General features: G+C 42.7%; 24 protein-coding genes. All 24 read right to left on the bottom strand.

From position 1 onward, the window contains the following. Positions 1-7: 7 nt before the first annotated feature. On the bottom strand, positions 8-676 hold the full coding sequence (fliP, locus tag NOM72_RS04635; RefSeq protein ID WP_023468706.1) for a flagellar type III secretion system pore protein FliP: 669 nt from the start codon (positions 674-676) through the stop codon (positions 8-10). After that, positions 673-1,164: a flagellar biosynthetic protein FliO gene (locus NOM72_RS04630; RefSeq protein WP_023468707.1), complete on the bottom strand. Its 492-nt coding sequence runs from the start codon at positions 1,162-1,164 to the stop codon at positions 673-675. The genes fliP and NOM72_RS04630 overlap by 4 nt, the downstream gene beginning before the upstream one ends. Next, on the bottom strand, positions 1,161-1,526 hold the full coding sequence (locus NOM72_RS04625) for a response regulator (protein ID WP_023468708.1): 366 nt from the start codon (positions 1,524-1,526) through the stop codon (positions 1,161-1,163). Before NOM72_RS04625 ends, NOM72_RS04630 begins: the two co-directional genes overlap by 4 nt. Before the next feature lie 14 nt (positions 1,527-1,540). Continuing rightward, entirely contained in the window at positions 1,541-2,671 is a 1,131-nt protein-coding gene (gene fliY, locus NOM72_RS04620; RefSeq protein WP_174316415.1) for a flagellar motor switch phosphatase FliY, read from the bottom strand. Position 2,672: 1 nt separating this feature from the next. Then, positions 2,673-3,656, bottom strand: coding sequence for a flagellar motor switch protein FliM (gene fliM / locus NOM72_RS04615; protein WP_023468710.1), 984 nt, complete (start codon positions 3,654-3,656; stop codon positions 2,673-2,675). A gap of 9 nt (positions 3,657-3,665) precedes the next feature. Next, positions 3,666-4,118, bottom strand: a complete 453-nt coding sequence (locus NOM72_RS04610) for a flagellar basal body-associated FliL family protein (protein WP_023468711.1) — start codon at positions 4,116-4,118, stop codon at positions 3,666-3,668. Next, on the bottom strand, positions 4,090-4,329 hold the full coding sequence (locus NOM72_RS04605; protein WP_023468712.1) for a flagellar FlbD family protein: 240 nt from the start codon (positions 4,327-4,329) through the stop codon (positions 4,090-4,092). The genes NOM72_RS04610 and NOM72_RS04605 overlap by 29 nt, the downstream gene beginning before the upstream one ends. Further along, positions 4,326-5,195: a flagellar basal body rod protein FlgG gene (gene flgG / locus NOM72_RS04600; protein ID WP_214746306.1), complete on the bottom strand. Its 870-nt coding sequence runs from the start codon at positions 5,193-5,195 to the stop codon at positions 4,326-4,328. Before flgG ends, NOM72_RS04605 begins: the two co-directional genes overlap by 4 nt. Further along, positions 5,195-5,650: a flagellar hook assembly protein FlgD gene (gene flgD / locus NOM72_RS04595; protein ID WP_255997933.1), complete on the bottom strand. Its 456-nt coding sequence runs from the start codon at positions 5,648-5,650 to the stop codon at positions 5,195-5,197. Before flgD ends, flgG begins: the two co-directional genes overlap by 1 nt. Next, entirely contained in the window at positions 5,634-6,770 is a 1,137-nt protein-coding gene (locus tag NOM72_RS04590) for a flagellar hook-length control protein FliK (protein ID WP_058264808.1), read from the bottom strand. The genes flgD and NOM72_RS04590 overlap by 17 nt, the downstream gene beginning before the upstream one ends. Before the next feature lie 10 nt (positions 6,771-6,780). Beyond that, positions 6,781-7,332 (bottom strand): MotE family protein, encoded by a 552-nt coding sequence (locus NOM72_RS04585; protein ID WP_023468716.1) that lies wholly within the window; start codon positions 7,330-7,332, stop codon positions 6,781-6,783. Then, on the bottom strand, positions 7,329-7,763 hold the full coding sequence (locus NOM72_RS04580; protein ID WP_023468717.1) for a flagellar export protein FliJ: 435 nt from the start codon (positions 7,761-7,763) through the stop codon (positions 7,329-7,331). The genes NOM72_RS04585 and NOM72_RS04580 overlap by 4 nt, the downstream gene beginning before the upstream one ends. Before the next feature lie 11 nt (positions 7,764-7,774). After that, positions 7,775-9,088: a flagellar protein export ATPase FliI gene (fliI, locus tag NOM72_RS04575; protein ID WP_255997932.1), complete on the bottom strand. Its 1,314-nt coding sequence runs from the start codon at positions 9,086-9,088 to the stop codon at positions 7,775-7,777. Continuing rightward, a complete protein-coding gene (locus tag NOM72_RS04570; RefSeq protein WP_023468719.1) occupies positions 9,081-9,806 on the bottom strand; it encodes a FliH/SctL family protein in 726 nt (241 codons plus the stop codon). Before NOM72_RS04570 ends, fliI begins: the two co-directional genes overlap by 8 nt. Beyond that, on the bottom strand, positions 9,799-10,806 hold the full coding sequence (fliG, locus tag NOM72_RS04565) for a flagellar motor switch protein FliG (protein ID WP_023468720.1): 1,008 nt from the start codon (positions 10,804-10,806) through the stop codon (positions 9,799-9,801). Before fliG ends, NOM72_RS04570 begins: the two co-directional genes overlap by 8 nt. Before the next feature lie 4 nt (positions 10,807-10,810). Then, complete coding sequence (gene fliF, locus NOM72_RS04560) at positions 10,811-12,382, bottom strand: flagellar basal-body MS-ring/collar protein FliF (RefSeq protein WP_023468721.1); 1,572 nt, start codon at positions 12,380-12,382, stop codon at positions 10,811-10,813. 28 nt (positions 12,383-12,410) lie between these two features. Beyond that, a complete protein-coding gene (gene fliE / locus NOM72_RS04555; RefSeq protein WP_035396905.1) occupies positions 12,411-12,698 on the bottom strand; it encodes a flagellar hook-basal body complex protein FliE in 288 nt (95 codons plus the stop codon). A 23-nt stretch (positions 12,699-12,721) separates the two neighbouring features. Beyond that, a complete protein-coding gene (gene flgC, locus NOM72_RS04550; RefSeq protein WP_023468723.1) occupies positions 12,722-13,120 on the bottom strand; it encodes a flagellar basal body rod protein FlgC in 399 nt (132 codons plus the stop codon). A 2-nt stretch (positions 13,121-13,122) separates the two neighbouring features. After that, a complete protein-coding gene (gene flgB / locus NOM72_RS04545; RefSeq protein WP_023468724.1) occupies positions 13,123-13,485 on the bottom strand; it encodes a flagellar basal body rod protein FlgB in 363 nt (120 codons plus the stop codon). A gap of 604 nt (positions 13,486-14,089) precedes the next feature. Then, a complete protein-coding gene (gene codY, locus NOM72_RS04540) occupies positions 14,090-14,869 on the bottom strand; it encodes a GTP-sensing pleiotropic transcriptional regulator CodY (protein WP_023468725.1) in 780 nt (259 codons plus the stop codon). A gap of 16 nt (positions 14,870-14,885) precedes the next feature. Then, positions 14,886-16,259 carry an ATP-dependent protease ATPase subunit HslU gene (gene hslU, locus NOM72_RS04535; protein ID WP_023468726.1) on the bottom strand — a complete coding sequence of 458 codons (1,374 nt, stop codon included), beginning with the start codon at positions 16,257-16,259 and terminating at the stop codon, positions 14,886-14,888. Beyond that, positions 16,252-16,803 carry an ATP-dependent protease subunit HslV gene (hslV, locus tag NOM72_RS04530; RefSeq protein WP_023468727.1) on the bottom strand — a complete coding sequence of 184 codons (552 nt, stop codon included), beginning with the start codon at positions 16,801-16,803 and terminating at the stop codon, positions 16,252-16,254. Before hslV ends, hslU begins: the two co-directional genes overlap by 8 nt. A 14-nt stretch (positions 16,804-16,817) precedes the next feature. After that, the gene (locus NOM72_RS04525; protein ID WP_231496840.1) at positions 16,818-17,723 is read right to left on the bottom strand and encodes a tyrosine recombinase XerC; all 906 of its coding nucleotides are present in this window, start codon (positions 17,721-17,723) and stop codon (positions 16,818-16,820) included. A gap of 145 nt (positions 17,724-17,868) precedes the next feature. Continuing rightward, positions 17,869-19,173 carry an FADH(2)-oxidizing methylenetetrahydrofolate--tRNA-(uracil(54)-C(5))-methyltransferase TrmFO gene (gene trmFO / locus NOM72_RS04520; protein ID WP_023468729.1) on the bottom strand — a complete coding sequence of 435 codons (1,305 nt, stop codon included), beginning with the start codon at positions 19,171-19,173 and terminating at the stop codon, positions 17,869-17,871. Positions 19,174-19,175 lie beyond the last annotated feature (2 nt).

Here is a 19,175-nt window from a genome sequence, read left to right as displayed (position 1 = left end):
TCCCTCCCTAACGCATACTGACGAGCAACGATTCAACGATCAGGTGCCAGCCGTCAACTAAAATAAATAACAATAATTTAAACGGTAACGCAATCATGACCGGCGGCAACATCATCATTCCCATCGACATCAGGACACTTGAGACGACCATATCGATGACAAGAAAAGGTATGAAGATCATGAACCCGATTTGAAAGGCCGTTTTTAATTCACTGATCGCATAAGCTGGAACAAGTGCGACAAGTGGAATATCTTCAATTTTTTCTGGTTTTTCATAATTACCGTACTTTAAAAACAACTCTAAATCGTTTGTTCGCGTGTGTTTCGACATGAACCGTTTCATCGTATCTCCCGCTTTATCAAACGCTTCATCTTGACTGATTTTATCTGCCATATATGGTTTTAAGGCCGTCGTGTTTAATTCAGATAAGACAGGCGACATAACGAATAATGTAATGAACAAAGCGAGTCCAACGAGGAGCTGGTTTGGTGGCGTCTGTTGTGTTCCAAGAGCAGAACGGACAAAAGACAACACAACGACAACACGCGTAAAGCAGGTCATCAAAATGAGCAGTGACGGCGCAAGTGATAACAACGTCAGTAACACAAGTAGCTTAATCGATGTCGCTGTTCCTGACGGAGTATCAAGTGATATCAGATTCTCAATCGTATTCATGAGCGACCTCGATTCTTTTGCAGTTGTTCGAGTTGTTGTTTAAACGTCTCAAGAAACGGCGAAGGTGAGGATTTCGGGGAAGACTCTTCAAAATCCGTTGGTTCATATCCTTCCAGATCATCCAATGTATCTAATAATTGTACGTTTTCACCGACACCGACGACGTAAATCTTATCTTGTATCTTGACTAACTGAACCGATCGATCTTTCCCGAGTGGTACTCCACCTAAATGGGTCAATCGTCCGGAATGTCTGACACCTCGCGTTCGTTCGTGAATGAATCGTGTCACAAGGATGAATCCGCCGATCAAGACGATAAGAACGACGACTCCTTTAAAAATAGTCAACGCCATGGAAGGACTCTCATCGACTTGCTGAGTCGCCGGTGCATCGTTCTGAGTTGGATTTAATTTTTCTTCGACTGTTTCTGCACTTACGGGAACCGAAAGCAAAAACAGCAGACAAATCAGCAAAGTCACTTTTTTCATGACGAGACAGTTTTCGAAACCGCTTCTAGTACACGATCTGCTTGGAACGGTTTAACGATGAAATCTTTAGCACCTGCTTGAATAGCATCGATAACCATTGACTGTTGTCCCATTGCTGAACACATGATGACTTTAGCAGCCGGATTAATTGCTTTAATTTCCTTTAAAGCAGAGATTCCGTCCATTTCTGGCATCGTGATATCGAGTGTGACGAGATCTGGTGTTAATTCCTTATACTTTGAAACAGCCTCTAATCCATTCTCCGCTTCGCCAACGACATCGTAGCCATTCTTCGATAAAATTTCCTTGATCATCATTCGCATGAAAGCAGCGTCATCTACGATTAATACTTTTGCACTCATTTTATAGTTCCTCCTTAGAACATCCGAAGACGTTCTTTTGTATTTACGATTTCTGTAATGCGTACTCCGAAGTTTTCTTCAATGACTACAACTTCTCCGGTTGCAATCAACGTGTTGTTTACAAATACATCTACTGGTTCACCTGCTAATTTATCAAGTTCAATGATGGAACCTTGCGTCAGTTCTAGGATATCTCTAACCGATCGTCGTGTACGTCCTAGTTCAACCGTGACGTTCAACGGTACGTCATACAACATACCAATATTAGCCGGCGTACCGTCTACTTGTGCATCACTTAATTGACCGAATTGGACAGGACTGACAGCAACACTTTCTTTCACTACTTGTTCCTGAACTGGAGCAGGTTTTGCTGGCGGTGGAGAAGCTTCAACGGCTGGTGACGGTTTAGGTTGAGTTTGTGCTGCAGGTTGAGCCGGTGAAGGCTCATTTGATACTTCAGTACTCGCTAAGAACAACTTTTGAATGAGTTGTTTAGAAAACTCGAGCGGTGCCAACTGTACGATTTTCGAATCAATCAATGTCCCGATTTTCAAATCGAACTCAATGATGACCATACTGTCCCAAAGAGAGAAACTATCTACGATACTTTTCTCTTGCGAAAAATCAAAAATTTCAACAGCTGGAGGTGAGATATCAATTCTCATGGAGAATACCGTGGACATCGATGTAGCGGCAGCTCCCATCATTTGGTTCATTGCTTCTTGTACAGCTGAAAGCGCAATCGGCTCCATCTCAGCAGTTTCATCAATGACACCATCTCCGCCCATCATTAAGTTCGCAATAATGGAGGCATCCCGTTGTGTTAAGATGAGGACATTTTCACCTTTAAAACCTTCTGTATATCCAACGCGTAAGGCAACATGCGGAATGGGATAACGACTTCTTAATTCATCCATCGTAATCATTCGAACATGTGGCGTCGTAATTTCTACTTTTTGATTCAACAATGCGGATAAAGCGGTAGCTGAATTTCCTAATGAAATATTCCCTACTTCTCCAAGCGCATCGATTTCCATCTCATCTAAAACTTCTTCATCCGATTGGGTATCGCTTGCATCATCAGAATCAGATGGTGTTCCTCTTAATAAAGCATCGATCTCATCTTGCGAAAGCATATCGCTCATGTTATTCCTCCTCAATTCGTTGTATGACTTGTAAAGCGAGATGCTTCCCATTTAGACCTGGTCGCGCCTTGAACATTTTACGATCATCGACGAACAGTTCAACCGGATCAGATGTACGTGTCTTCAGGGATAGACAGTCGCCAACTTCGAGGTGTAACAACTCACCAAACGACAGATCCGTCTGGCCAAGCACTGCTTTCAAATCGACGACAGAACTCATTAATTGAGTCTGCATATGTTCAGACGCTTGATCATTGATTGACTTACGCTTATCTTGTTGCATCCAAAAATGACTGGATAGTTTAGGTAAAATCGGTTCTAATGTGACGAAAGGTAAACATACATTTAATGTGCCACTCACTTCACCGACCGTTACATAAATGGACACAAGAATAACCGTTTCGTTTGGAGAGACGAGCTGGAGAAACTGTGGATTGATCTCAAGATCATCGTATTCAGCTTCTAATTCTGTAATCGATTCCCAAGCCGCTCCATATTGCACAAATGCTCGTTTAAACAGCTGCGTCAAAATACGTGTTTCAATTTCGGTTAAGTTCTCAATTTTGTTCATTCCTTCGCCCGGTCCACCAAGCAGACGATCTAACATTGCATACGCAATATTTGGATTCACTTCGAAAATGACTTTCCCGTCCAATGGTTGAAGGTTGACCAAATTGATTAATGTCATATTTGGAATAGAATGAATGAATTCGTCATAAGGCAATTGTTCCACTGTATTCACTGTAAACTGGACATATGTTCTTAACTGAGCTGAAAAATGAGTCGTTAGCACTCGAGCAAATTGCTCATGAATGCGCGTTAAGTTTCGTAATTGGTCTTTAGAGAAACGAAGGGCACGTTTGAAATCATATACTTTAACGCGCCGCTCTTCTTCTTGACTCCTGATTTCCTCAACTTCCATATCTCCACTTGAAATAGCTGATAGCAAGGCGTCAATTTCATGTTGTGATAATACTTCGCTCATGCTGCCACCTCACTGGATGATTTTTTTCGTAGTGTAGACACGTTGGACATCACCCTCTTGGATGAGTTTTTTGAACTGGACACGTAATTTTTCTTCCAGTTTCTCCATGTCGGCTTTCGAATCCAAATCCGATTTTTTCATGGTAGATAAATCCCCAAGAATGATGTTGTTAATTTGGAATTTACGCAATTCTAAATCATCTCGTGTTTTTTGATCATCGGTTACGATCGTAAATTGTACATTCAAGAAACGTTCGTCTGAAATGTTCGTCGTCAAATCATCAGTCTGAAGACTACGTGCATCAAGCTCTTCTCCAGTCGGCTGTTCTACTTTTGCTTTCGTTTCATCTGGAGCAATCAAATATTTCATTACCATGTACCCAGCTCCAACCATCATGAGAGCAACGATGACCATGATCAATGGTAATTTAAGCTTACTTTTCTTTTTCTCTTCTTCCGCCATCATCGATCCTCCTTACACTCGTCAAACCGGTCAATCCGATTTGACGATAAAATTGAATTGCTGCCTCCGTCACTTCCTCCATCGATTCTTGTACGACATACGTTTGTCCACCAATGAGGTGAATCGTCGTATCAGGAGTCGAACGAATGGATTCAATCAAGCTGGCATTAATGACTAAAGGTGTTTTCCGTAACGTCGTTAACTGAATCATCGTTTCAGATTGACGAGTTCTTCTAACACTTGGTCACTCGTTGTAATGATTCGTGTGTTTGCCTGGAAACCGCGCTGTGCAATGATCATTTCCGTAAATTCTTCTGATAAGTCGACGTTTGACATCTCGAGTGTTCCAGATGTCAATTGACCGAGACCGTTTGTACTAGGGGTTCCGGTTGCTGCTGCACCAGAGTTTTGAGAAGAAGCAAATAAATTTACACCAGACTTTTCAAGACCACCTGGGTTAGGGAAGTTTGCTAATGTAATATACCCTACCGTAGTTAGCGCACCCGTATTATTTACATAAGTGACTAATCCATCTTTCCCAATCGATAAGTTTCGTGCATCAGTAGGGATTTTTAATTTTTGATAACCTGGAGTCGGCGCTGCAGGTGGAACAGAACCATTCGGTAAGTTATTAGGAACAGGACCTGTTGGAACAGCAGCTGTTCCAGTACCAACAACGTAGTTTCCATCACCAGTAACGATGTTACCGTCTAAATCCGTATAAAAGTTTCCTGAACGAGAATAGCGAACACCTTCCGCTGTCATGACTTGATAGAATCCTTCACCAGAAATACCAACGTCAAGCGTCCGACCGGTATTTTGAAGTGCTCCTTGGTTGTAGACGTTATCGACTGTTGACATCGATGCCCCAAGACCGACTTGTTTCGGGTTTGTTCCCCCGACTCCGCCACCCGCACCAGAAGCAGATCCGACAGATTGGTTAACTAAATCCTTGAACGTAACACGCCCTTTTTTGTAACCGAATGTATTGACGTTTGCGATGTTGTTACCGACGACATCCAATTTCGTTTGGAAGTTTTTCAACCCACTGATTCCTGAATACATTGAACGTAACATTATTTTTCCTCCTTAGATTTGATTTGCGTCAGGTCATACACACTGACCCGTTTACCGTTCGATAATTCAGCGATGACATCCACACCATCTCGTTTGACACTTAGTACAGTAGCTGACTCTTCCGTCGAAGACGTTTCATCCTCAGCGTTAGCAGACGGTGTATAACTGACTTCTTTTCCAATCAGGTTACTGTACGTCATCAACGCACCCGCATGCTGATTTAGGATCATCGTTTCCATTCCTTTTCCAATCGATTGCATCTGTTCTAACGAAGAAAACTGAGCCATTTGGGCAATGAACTCTTTATCTTCCATCGGAGCTGTTGGATCTTGGTTCGATAACTGGGCGATTAAAATCTTCATGAACATATCTTTATCCATCGAATTGTTGGATACGGTTTGCTTTTTTTCAGGTAACTGAAACGAAGAACCGTCATTTTTAATCCCTTCCGTCATCTTCTTCCTCCTCTCGCTCTTCTTCTTGCTGATGTGAAGAAGATTCCTGTTTTTCCTGTTCACGTCGTTCTGAAGAGAATCCTTGTTCAAATTCTCTTGCAGCAGTCGCAATGATACCTGTTTCGATTTTCACAACCGGACTCTGTTGATGTAGTGTCGTATGTAGTTTTCCGAGTTGTTGTTCGATCAATTGCTTCGTTTGCTCATTCGCCATGAAAAGCTTAATCGTAAGTTCATTTCCTTTTCGATCTACTTGAACGACTAGTTCACCTAACTGTTCAGGATATAAACGAATAGAGATTTTTGAAGAACCATCTTTACCGTTTATAAAAGGTGCTTGCTTTAACGCCGTTTCGATTCGATTCATGATTTGCTCATCGACCGGTAAAAATGGAACTGTGCGATTCACGCTATTGAAAAGGAGCGCATGATTCATTCGATTTACACTTACTGCCGGTGCTGCTGTATTCGCTTTAATATCTTGTTCCAGTGCTGAGGAGGGCTCTTGACTTTGTTTCTGAATAACATTCACTATTTTATTCTGACCCGTTTCCATGAACTTTTCTTTTGACGACATCAGTTCATTTTTGACGGGTAAAATCAACTTCTCCATGTTTTCTTCTACTGGAGCCGTTCCAATACTTTGCACGGAATTTACTTCTGGCTTCAATTGCTGATTCTGTTTCTGCAATACATTTCCTACCAACGTATTAATTTGAGCGGGAGTGATGGATGATTGATCGAGTAGCTGAACAGCAGATTCGATATTTCCTTCTTGAATCGCCTTTAAAATCTGAACAATCTCTCGATGCTTCACCGAATGAATTGGAAGGCTACTGACCTCAGGTTGCTCCAGCACTTCTAAAATCATTTCTGGATGATCCATAAGAGACTGGATATTTTGAAGCAATACAGCCTTTTCAGATTTTCCATCTACATCTACACGTTCCGAATCTTTTAGTGATACATCCGGTATTCCTTGATTTAAAGTCAACTCATTGTTCGTTAGAAATTGTAAAAGTGTCGCAAACTTACCTGTTGCATCTGTTGCGTTCCCCATCTCATCGGTACCTATCGCTGTTCCTTGTACCGGATTCATTTGAAGATCTGAAATATTCATGATCTCACCTCTATTCCGAAGCTAATAATTGAGTTAATGCTGCTGCTTTTTTGGCATCCATTTTGGCAATGATTGCAGCTTGCTGTTCTGCATCGATGTTTTCAATGATCGAAACCACTTCAGTTGGGCTGAGTTCATTAAAGATTAACGCCGCTTCTTTAGGTGACATTTCTGCATATACATCAGATACTGGTGTTTTCTTAGTTTTCTTCTCACTCGTAGAAGTAGTTGAAGCAGCAGGAGTTGATGCTTTTTTTAACTGATCCCGTTCTGAGATTAGTTTCGTGATTTCTTGTTCTTTCACTTGCAACGTTTGCTTTTGTTCTTCTTTTTCATTGCGTAATTTCTTAATTTCGTTGTTTGCTACTTTTAAACGTTTGACCAACTCTTGGTCATTAGAGGTAGCAGTAGATTTTGCTGTTTTTTCTGTATCGAACGGTAAAGATAATAATGGTCTTCCGTTCGCATAATTCAACACGAAGTATGCTGTCAGCAAGATGATGATAAACGGGATGATCACTAATGGTAATATCCACTGCTTTGACGTCTTTTGTTCACTCATATCGTTTGACCTCTTTTAAAATGTAGAAGAGATAGCTCATCTAGTTGATTTTGTTCTACTATTGCAAGTTCTCGTCGTACTTCAATAAAATGATTTTCTTGTAGTTTGGTGAATTTTTTCTCTTCGATCATGGCTTCTTTTAATGCCAATTGCGCTTTTTCATAAACGTTCTTAGCTTGCGTGACGAACAACTGTTGTCTCTCGATTTGTTGCTTCACTACATCCCTGGCTCTTTCACGATATTGTGAATCAACCAACTCAATCCGTCCGATTTGATCCTGTTCTTTCAAAAACGTTTCGTACCGGACCAACAGTTGATACAGCTTCTGCATTTCCTCTTCATAACGCATCTTTTTTTCAGCTGTTTCTTTTGAGACTCGATCCTTTTCCGCTTCAGCGAGCGGAATGATTCGTTCATATATCGTTCGCATGTCCGCTCCCCTTATGGAATAATCTGAAATAGTCTTTCAATTGCGGCATCTAAGTCACTCACTTCATGGACAGACTGTTTTAGAAATTCGATGAGTTGTGGATAGATTTGAATGGCCCGATCGATTTCTGGATTTGTTCCGCTTTTATACGCTCCAATGTTAATCAAATCTTCCGCATCTAAATAAGTAGAGAGAAGCTGACGAAAAACGATGGCCTTTTGTTTATGCTCTTCTGAAGTGATTTGATTCATGACACGACTGATGGAGCGTAATACATGAATCGCAGGATATTGTCCTTTGTTCGCCAAATTCCGATCCAGTACAAAGTGACCATCCAAAATTCCGCGTACAGCATCTGCAATCGGTTCATTCATATCATCCCCATCAACCAAGACGGTATAGAATGCTGTGATCGAGCCTTTTTCAGTCTTACCGCTTCGCTCCAAAAGTTGTGGGAGTAGCGCAAAGACACTTGGTGTATATCCTTTTGAAGCGGGAGGTTCACCTGTCGCTAGTCCGATTTCACGTTGTGCCATTGCAAATCGTGTAACGGAGTCCATCATCAGGACGACATTTTTCCCTTGATCCCGAAAGTACTCAGCAATCGCTGTTGCAGTGTAAGCACCTTTAAGTCGTACAAGGGGCGATTGATCACTCGTTGCTACAACGATGATCGACCGACTCATTCCTTCCTCACCTAACTCCGCTTCGATAAACTCTTTGACTTCACGTCCACGCTCTCCAATTAAAGCAATCACGTTGATATCCGCTGTTGACCGTTTCGCAATCATTCCTAAAAGTGTGGACTTTCCGACGCCTGATCCTGCAAATAACCCAACACGCTGTCCTTCACCTACTGTTAATAACGTATCAATTGCTCGTATCCCAGTTGAGAGTACTTCGCTAATACGTGGGCGACTAAGCGGACTTGGTGGCTTTCTAACAATGGATGTTGTTTTTAAATACTCTAGGTTTTCACCGTCTAATGGTCTGCCTAGTCCATCTAACACTTGACCTATCAACTCTTCGCCTACAGGAACGTGTAACGGTTTACCTGAAGCAACAACGATGGACCCTGGAGCGATTGCTGTCGTTTCACCATAAGGCATAAGTAGAACATGCCCCTCTTTAAAGCCAACGACCTCTGCTTCAATTTCGTGGTGTGCGTTCAATTGAATAAAACAGCGCTCTCCAATTGATACAGCAGTGGGTCCTCTCGATTCGATCATCAAACCAATAACTTGGACCACTTTACCTGAATGTCGAAGCAGATCATCAAATTTAATGTCTTGAATCGCTTCTTGCAAATGTTGAACTTTATACATCCGTCAACACCTCAAAAATCTTTTTCTCAAGATGTTTAAAACTGGAGTGTAACCCACCCGTAATCGCTCCATTTTCAGAATCGATTCTAAAATCACGTGGTGACAATTCTGGATCTAACCGGAGTTGGACACTGACTGTCGCTCCGAGAATAGATTGGATCTTATCTTCCATCATGACTAAGCGTTCAAAATCTTGAGGCGATGCATAGACAAATAATTTCTCGCGATCTCTAAACTGGATCAATAGTTTATGAATCATCTTATACAATGTCTCTTCATCGGAATCTAATAGATTTTCTAGAAATAAATGCGTCGTTTGAAGAGCAGCTACACATAGATCATGTTCCATCATCATAAGTTTCTCTTGAAAACGTTGCTCTAATTTCTCACTTAACGCATTTAAGTCAGACATTGCCTTATCATATGTTGCGAAGCCGCTTGATTGTCCTTCAACAAACCCTGCTTCATACCCTTGCAGCGTTGCCGCCTCGAGGGTTCTTAACTTTTCTTCTTCCAATTGCGCTAGTCTTGATTCGTGTTCTTCCATCAAACGCTTTTCTAAAAGTGTCAATTGATTCTGACGTTCTAACCATTCTTCTTCATAGGAAATCGTAACGAGATTACTGTCATGATCAACGTTTTCAGACGATGCTACTGGCTGATGAATCAAACGCTGCGATTTAGACAAGACACTCTGCCGTTTAATGACGTTAGACAACGATATCATCTCCTCCACCGCGTGCGACGACGATCTCACCCATATCTTCTAAACGACGAATGATACCGACAATTCGACTTTGTGCTTCTTCGACATCGCGTAATCGAACAGGACCCATGAACTCCATATCTTCTTTGAACGACTCGACCATCCGCTGAGACATATTTCGATACACCATGTCTTTGACGTCATCAGATGATACTTTCAATGCTAAAAGAAGATCCTCATTTGAAACTTCACGAATGATACGTTGAATTGCACGTGCATCCAATGTGACAATATCCTCAAATACGAACATCCGCTTTTTAATTTCCTCAGCGAGTTCAGGATCTTGAATTTCAAGCGTATCCAAAATCGTTCGTTCTGTCGTTCGGTCAACACCATTCAACACTTGAACCACTGCTTCAATCCCGCCTGACTGAGCATAGTCTTGCATTCCTGCTTGAGACAGGTTACGTTCTAAAATCAACTCAACTTCACTAATGATTTCCGGATTCATTCGATCCATCGTAGCAATTCGTCTCGCTACATCCGACTGTGCCTCTGCCGGAAGCTCAGAAAGGATTTGTCCTGACTTCGCTGGATCCAAATGAGCAAGGACTAGAGCAATCGTTTGCGGATGTTCATTTTGAATAAAATTCAATAATTGTTTTGAATCTGCTTTTCGTGCAAACTCGAAAGGACGTACTTGAAGTGTTGATGTGAGGCGATGAATCAATTCCATCGCCTTTTCTTCACCAACAGCTTTTTCTAATACGGATTTCGCAAAACCGATACCACCTTGCGTGATATAGTTCTGTGCCATTGCTAAATCATGAAATTCATCCAGAACACCTGCTTTATCTTCAGGGTCAATTCGTTTCATGCTTGAGATTTGTAACGTCAACCATTCCATCTCTTCTTCACTTAGATGCTTATATACGTTCGCCGCGACTTCTGGACCTAATGAAATCATTAGGACGGCAGCCTTTTCACGACTATTCATCTCTAATTTCTTCATAGGATCAATCCTCCGCTAACCAAGTTCTAAGCAGTTTTGCAAATTCGTCTGGATTTGACGCTGCTAATTTTTCTAGTTGTTTTCGTTTTTGTGCTTCATTGCTATTATCTTCAGTCGATAACTCAGGGATTTCTGTTTCGATCGGTGTCCATTCCTCTAAGCTTTCCTCTTCTTCTTTTTTACGTTTACGAACCATGAAGAAAATCATGCCTATGATGACTAAAGCTGCTGCACCTAATGCAAACCAAACCCACATCGGAATTGTTTCTGAAGTAGCGGTCTGTTTAGTTGTCGTGTTAGCAAATGGTCGAGACATGACAACTACTTTATTTGTCAGTTCCGCATCTGTTAACGTCGTTTTAGCATCTTGTTTTGTAATGGACGTACGAATGATAGAATACATCATCGTCTGTAAGTCCGTTTGTAACTGCGGATCAATTTGTGTCTGACCCTTTGGTGGTTCTACAATGATTTGAATACCTAAGTCACGAATTTCATATGGTGCCCCAGAAATCTGTTTCGTGATTCGATTTACTTCATAGTTAATAATATCGTGTGTTTTTTCACTCGTATCTCCAGCTTCACCATTTCCTGTCGGGAAATTGATTGTTTCATTTTCGCCAGTCCCAGCAGTTCCTTGATTCGCTGCACCAGTGTATGCTTCAGCTACTTTTTCAGCAGATGTGACGATTCCTTCGATTTTATCTGGATCTACTGGTTCTACTAATTTTTGTTCTTCCTGACGTTTCGTAACATCTACGTCCGCTGTGACCGATACGAGTGCTTTTTGCGGTCCAAGAACAACGGAAAGCATTTGTTGGATCTGTTTCCGTAAATCGTTCTCTGTTGCTTTTTTAAGCGCCATCGGATCTGTTCCACCTGCTGTCTGCGTCGCATTGCCCGGTTCATAGTACGTGAAGTACTGATCCATGATCGTAATGTTTTCTTCTTTAAGATTTGGAATACTTTTAGCGATCAAATGATACAGACCTTGAACCGTTTGATTATTCAAGTTACTACCTGCGCTAGAGGTCAATACGACCGATACTGTTGAAGATTCTTTCTCATCCGATAAAAAGACACTCTTTTCTGGGAGCGTAATCATGACTTTAGCTGACTCGATTCCATTGACTTGTGTAATCAAGTTTTCGAGTTCCGTCTGCATCGTGTCGCGTTCCAAGATGTTCATTTCTTTATCCGTCGTTCCGAAACCCGCGTTTTCACTAAAGAAGGAATAATCAATTTGACCAGACTTTGGAATACCAGCTGTTGCTAATTCGACTTTCAAATTCTCAACATTCGCCTCTGGAACAAGAATGGTCACGCCATTAGCTTCACTAACAACTTCAGACTGAATACCGTCCTCGTTTAGTTTTTCCGTCACTTGTCCGGCTTCTTGTGGTGATAATTTTGAATAAAGGGGTGTCATCGTTGGTTTAGATAACCAGAGAATAGCGACGATCAACGCTGCTAAAACGACGATAATACTTCCAAGAATCATCGCCTTTTTAGCGAGTGACCATGATTTCCACGTTGTATTAATGGTGTTCCATCTTGCTTTTAATCCTTCGTTCATTCAACATCTCCCACGCTTTCCTTAACATTCACAGTTGCATACGCATCATTTCTTGGTATGCTTCGATGCCCTTATTACGGACCTCAATGGCGAGTTGCATAGAGAGAGATGCTTCTTCTGTTTTAATCATAATATTATGTAGATCTGTTGACTTTCCCGTCGCCAAATCTACTCGTGCTTGAGATGAAGCGCTTTGTGTCGCATTTAATCCATTCATTGCTTGACTTAACACTTCGCTAAAGTCACTTGGTGTTGTTTTAGGAGTCATTTGATTTTGAAGAATGGGTTGTAATCCCTGAATTGCTTGAATTGCCATGGTCATTCATCATCCCTTCATTCTTACTTACCGATCTCCATCGCTTTAACAAGCATTGCTTTCGTCGCGTTAAGAGCTGTCACGTTTGCTTCATAAGATCGTGTCGCGCCCATCATATCGACCATTTCTTTTAAAATGTCGACATTCGGCATTTTGACGTATCCAAGCTCGTCTGCATCCGGATGACTTGGGTTGTATTCTAATTTAAAAGGCTCTTCATCTTTTCGAAGTTCGCTAACCGTTACACCGTTAGCCGTTTCCTTAAGTACTGCTAATTTACGAGCGTAGGGTTGCCATTGACCATCTACAAGTTCTCCCCGTGTCGTTTGAGCATTTGCAATATTTGCTGAAACCGTATCAAGCCGGAGACGTTGTGCAGTTAACCCTGATGCAGAAGTATGAAATCCACCGAACATACTCACTTTTATCTGCCTCCTCTAATTACTGATTGGATTCCTGAAAATTTCCGATTCAGCTGTTCTACTAATGCCTCATACTCGATTTGATTGCGTGATAATTCAGACATCTCAAAATCAATATCGACACCATTTCCATCGTTACGCATAGAAGTCGATTGCTCAACGATCGAACCTTGCGCATCAATTTGAGCATGACGCTTTAGACTCATTTTCATTTGAGAGTCTAGTACATCCGAAAACACTAAACGTTGTGCTTTGTATCCAGGTGTATCAACATTCGCAATATTTTTAGATATTACTTTTTGAGAATCTACAGTACGATTGACTGCTTTAGTGAGTAAAGAATAATCGGAACCTAACCAATCCATTTATCCGCCCTCCATCTATGAATAGTTTGGAATTGAAGAATATTAAAACTAGTAAGTCATTAGTAACATATCTGAAATAATTGAAACAAATAGGTCAATGTTTGAAAAGGATAAATTTTAAAAAAAGGGTAATGAGATGTTCATTTTTCACCTTTAATTACCATTTTGTTCAAAAATGATAAATATTACCTATGCATCTACGAATAGAAAAAAGTTTAATTAATAAAAATGGACTAATTTATGATTTACAGAAAATGTCTAAACTAAGATTTAAAATATTTCATTCATGAGCAACAGAATTGATTATACATCTAATACAGAATGAAAAAAACACCAAATTGTAATTTCTTTGAATAAATATAAAAATAGTTCCTTCTCTTTTAACTTTTTTATCCACCCCTTTTCTTGGTATTTTTCATTGATACTCTACGATAACCATTTAAAGAAGAGTGGATCTGCATTGCTTCTTCTATCACCTGATGGATGTTTGTAAGAAATCGTCTTTAACAAAAAAAGCGATTCTTCTCACATTGAAGAAGAATCGCTTATCTAATACAGACGTTAAAAACGATTAACGAAAAATACGCTGTATCTCATTATTTTTTTAGTTCGATTTAATACGCTCTAACTCATAAAGGAAATTGTCGTTCAAAATTTTAATGTAAGTTCCTTTCATTCCAAGTGAACGCGACTCGATGACGCCTGCACTTTCGAGTTTACGCAGTGCGTTGACAATGACAGAACGCGTGATACCGACGCGATCGGCAATCTTGGAAGCGACGAGTAGTCCTTCATTTCCTTCCAGCTCTTCGAAGATATGTTCAATCGCTTCAAGTTCTGAATAAGACAACGAATTGATCGCCATCTGAACGACCGCTTTCTTCCGTGCTTTATCTTCCGCCTCATGTGCCTTCTCACGAAGGATTTCCATCCCGACGACTGTCGCACCATACTCTGCAAGCACGAGGTCTTCTTCGTTGAAGTCTTCCACCATACGACCGAGAACCAGTGTACCAAGGCGTTCGCCACCACCGATGATCGGTACGATCGTCGTTTTCGACGTTTCGAACGTATCACGGTTGTCGACTGGGAATGCCGTATGTTCACTATCGATGGCAATGTTTGCTGTCGTTTCCGTGACGTTAAATAATTTTTTCGTGTAATCTTCCGGGAATTGACGTTCTTCTAAGAAACCACGGACTCGGTCATTTTCGATTTGTTGCTTGATTGCGATACCTAGTAACTTACCGCGCCGACTTACGATGAATGTGTTCGATTCCATGACTTCGCTGAGTCGATCAGCCATGACCTTGAAATCAACATGTGTGCTCGCTTCTTGTTGTAACATCGTATTCAGCTTCCGCGTTTTCGCCAATAAATTCATTTTTTCTTCCTCCACTTTATAAGATGAACTGACTTAAGTCTCGATCATCTGCTACTTTTCCAACTCGTTCCGTCACGTATTGTGGCGTGATCGTCACATCCGTCTCCGGCATGTCTGCTGCTTCGAAGGATAATTCTTCAAGGACGCGCTCCATGATCGTATACAAGCGTCGTGCTCCAATATTATCCGTCTCATCGTTTACCTGTGCAGCAATCCGCGCGATTTCACGAATGGCTTCTTCTGTAAAGGTGACATGAACGTGCTCTGCCCCTAATAATGCTTTATATTGTTTGAGTAATGCTTGATTCGGTTCAGTTAAAATCTTAACAAAGTCATCTTCTGTCAAACTATCGAGTTCGACACGAATTGGGAAACGACCTTGGAGTTCAGGAATCAGATCAGATGGTTTCGCCATATGGAATGCACCCGCAGCGATGAACAAGATGTGATCCGTCTTGACTGGACCATATTTCGTAACGATCGTCGATCCTTCAACGATCGGTAAGATGTCTCGTTGAACACCCTCTCGTGAAACACCAGCTGAATCATGTCCTTTTGTCGCGATCTTATCGATCTCATCGACGAAGATGATCCCCATCTGTTCTGCGCGACGAACCGCTTCGTCATGGACTTCGTTCAAGTCGAGCAACCGCTCCGCTTCTTCCGCCGTCAGGATTGGTCGTGCTTCCTTGACTGTGAGCTGACGCTTCTTCGTTTTCTTCGGCATGACTTGTCCGAGCATATCCTGAAGATTCGCGAGTCCCTCCATGCCTTGTTGCCCAGAGAATAAATCCACTTGGCGTTCTTCAACATCGACCTCAATCATGCGATCCTCAAGTTGCCCTGTCAGTAATTGCTGACGAAGTAACGAACGGTCGGCTGTCGCTTCCGATGTATCCGGCTCTTGTTGCTTCTGGTTCCCTCCAAACAACATCTCAAACGGATTCGTTCCACCACCGAGACCAGATGACGCTTTTTTACCAGATAACGCATCGACGATTCGTTCGTTCGCCACTGCTTCCGCTCGATCTTTGAGCGCTTCTTTTTTCTCATCTTTGACAAGACGTAGAGACGCTTCCACGAGATCCCGCACCATTGACTCCACATCACGACCGACGTACCCTACTTCCGTGAACTTCGTCGCTTCAATCTTGACGAACGGCGCACGGACGAGTTTCGCGAGGCGTCGCGCAATTTCAGTCTTTCCGACTCCGGTCGGTCCGATCATCAGGATATTCTTCGGTGTGACTTCATCCCGCATCGATGCATCGAGTAATTGTCGACGGTACCGATTACGTAAAGCAATCGCCACCGCACGTTTAGCATCCGCTTGTCCGATGACATGTTCATTTAACTTCTCGACGATTTGTCTTGGCGTCAATTCATGCATGGTCATTGCCTCCGATCGTTTCTAGGATGATTTGATCGTTCGTAAAGACACAGAGTTCACCAGCCGTCTCAAGCGCTGCGCGGGCGATCTCCTCTGCTGTGAGATGACTTGCATGTCGAGCTAACGCGCGACCTGCTGCAAGCGCATAATTACCACCTGAACCGATTGCGAGAATGCCGTCATCCGGTTCGATGACTTCCCCGTTTCCGGATACAAGTAAGAGATGTGTTCCATCCATGACAAGTAAGAGTGCTTCAAGTTGACGCAACATCTTATCGCCTCGCCATTCCTTCGCCAGCTCAACTGCTGCCCGTTGTAAGTTCCCGTTATACATTTCAAGCTTCGCTTCGAATTTTTCAAAGAGTGTGAACGCGTCCGCGACACTTCCAGCAAATCCGGCAATGACTTTGCCACCATAGAGGCGCCGTACTTTTTTCGCACTTTTCTTCATGATGACTTGGTTTCCGAAAGTCACCTGTCCGTCTCCGCTCATCGCGGATTGTCCGTTATGTTGAATCGCAAAAATCGTCGTTGCATGAAACATCAATGTTTCCTCCCTTAGGCACGAGGATGTGCTTGTTGATAAACATGTCGTAATCGTTCCGTCGTTACGTGTGTATACTGACCGGTCGTCGACAGCGATGCGTGTCCAAGTAACTCCTGGACCGCTCGCAAATCGGCGCCTCTTTCCAGTAAATCTGTCGCGAAACTATGACGAAGCGCATGTGGTGTCACATGTTTCCCAACGAGTTGTTCCCCTTTTTTCATGATTTTCCGAATCGCATCCGTCGTCAATCGACGCCCTGAATGAGACAAGAACAACGCTTGCTCATGACCTGCGACTGGATCTCGTGATGGTAAGTACAGTTCTAATGCATCTTTAGCAAAGGTTCCGATTGGTGCGATGCGTTCCTTCCCACCTTTTCCATACACATGGACGTAGGAGTGATCAGTCGCGAGATCACGAAGATCCAGTTGAACGACCTCGCTGACCCGCATACCCGTCGCATATAAAAGTTCTACTAACGCCACATTCCGGTTGCCAAGCGTATCACTCGATCGAAAGGCATCGAGGAAACGTTCATATTCCGTTGGGACGAGGAATGTCGGAAGTCCTTGTTGTCGTTTTGGTGCTTTTAATCCATCGAAGGGATTAGGCTCATCGGTGTCACGTGTCAAAAAACGACCAAATTGTTTGAGGCAGGAAACTTTTTGTGCAATCGTCGCCCGCGCCAGCTCCTGATCGTAAAGAGCATACAAATAACGCCGTGCACTTGCCAATTCAATCGATCGTAACTGATGATCGCGGCAAAAAGCGGCGTATTGTCGAAGTGTTTGATCATAAGAGCGACCTGTATTCGGAGATAATTGACGTTCAATATGAACATACCGCATGAAATCTTCTAGCAGTCGCTCAAAAGCAGTGTCTATCCCCATGAATGCGCCCCCTTCTGACCATTTCATTCTCGAATCGCCCTTAGCATAGCACAGACCAAGTAGTCTGACAATAGACCAAAAACCGAAAAATTAACGAAATTATCACGCTTTTATGACAAATTAAGAAATGGGGAGAAAGAGCGCTAAATCACGCCTTTCTCCCCATCAAAAATCACATATCCGTGAAATCTTTGATTGCTTCAAGTGCTCGCTCTGCGTAGAGCGCATACTTCTCAGGTTTTTTCATCCGAACCGGATGACCGACGAGTGCTGGTACCAATCCGAAGTTGGCATTCATTGGCTGGAAGTTCTTCCCTTCCGTCGTCGTGATATAGTGCGACATCGCACCCATCATCGTTTCCTGCGGGAACGTAACCGGTTCCGCCTCATTGACGAGACGTGCCGCATTGATTCCTGCCGTCAAACCGGACGCTGCTGACTCGACGTACCCTTCGACACCTGTCATTTGACCAGCAAAGAACAAGTCGTCACGTGTACGTGTCTGATACGTTGGTTTCAATAAATTCGGTGAGTTGACGAACGTGTTACGGTGCATGACACCATAACGGACGATTTCTGCATTCTCAAGACCAGGAATCAAGCGAATGATCCGCTTTTGTTCGCCCCATTTCAAATGTGTCTGGAAGCCGACAAGGTTGAACAATGTTCCAGCTGAGTTATCCTGACGCAATTGAACGACAGCATATGGTCGTTTGCCTGTCTTCGGATCTTCAAGTCCAACTGGCTTCATCGGTCCAAACAAGAGTGTTTTCGGTCCGCGTGAAGCGAGAACTTCAAATGGCATACAGCCCTCGAAGTAAATCTCTTTTTCAAATTCCTTCAATGGAACGACTTCCGCATTGATCAGCTCATCATAGAAGAGCTGGAATTCTTCTTCCGTCATTGGACAATTCAAGTAGGCAGCTTCGCCTTTATCATATCGTGATTTCAGGTAAACCTTCTCACGATCGATCGTGTCTCCATCGAGAATCGGTGCCGCTGCATCGAAGAAGTATAGGTAATCTTCACCTGTGAATTGTTTAAGTGATTCCGATAATGCCGCACTCGTCAACGGACCCGTCGCGACGATCGTCGGACCATCTGGAATCGCTTCGATTTCTTCATGATGGACGGTAACGTTCGGGTGGTTTTTCAACGTTTCCGTCACATATCCTGCGAAGTCGTGCCGATCGACAGCAAGTGCTCCACCTGCTGGAACGCTCGCTAAGTCTGCTGCTTTCATGATCAAGGAATCGAGCTGACGCATCTCTTCCTTTAAGACACCAACTGCGTTCGTTAACTGGTTCGCTCGAAGTGAGTTCGAACAGACGAGTTCAGCGAATTGGTCTGTATGGTGCGCGGGTGTCTGTTTGACAGGCCGCATTTCATATAAATCTACTTGTACGCCGCGTTTTGCAAGTTGCCATGCTGCTTCAGAACCTGCAAGTCCCGCGCCGATTACCGTTACACGTTTCAACG

Origin of the sequence: Exiguobacterium sp. LL15 (assembly GCF_024436095.1) — a bacterium.
Taxonomy (GTDB): domain Bacteria; phylum Bacillota; class Bacilli; order Exiguobacteriales; family Exiguobacteriaceae; genus Exiguobacterium_A; species Exiguobacterium_A indicum.
The sequence above is the reverse complement of the archived record's forward strand: the minus strand, read 5'-3'. Positions and strand labels throughout refer to the sequence as shown.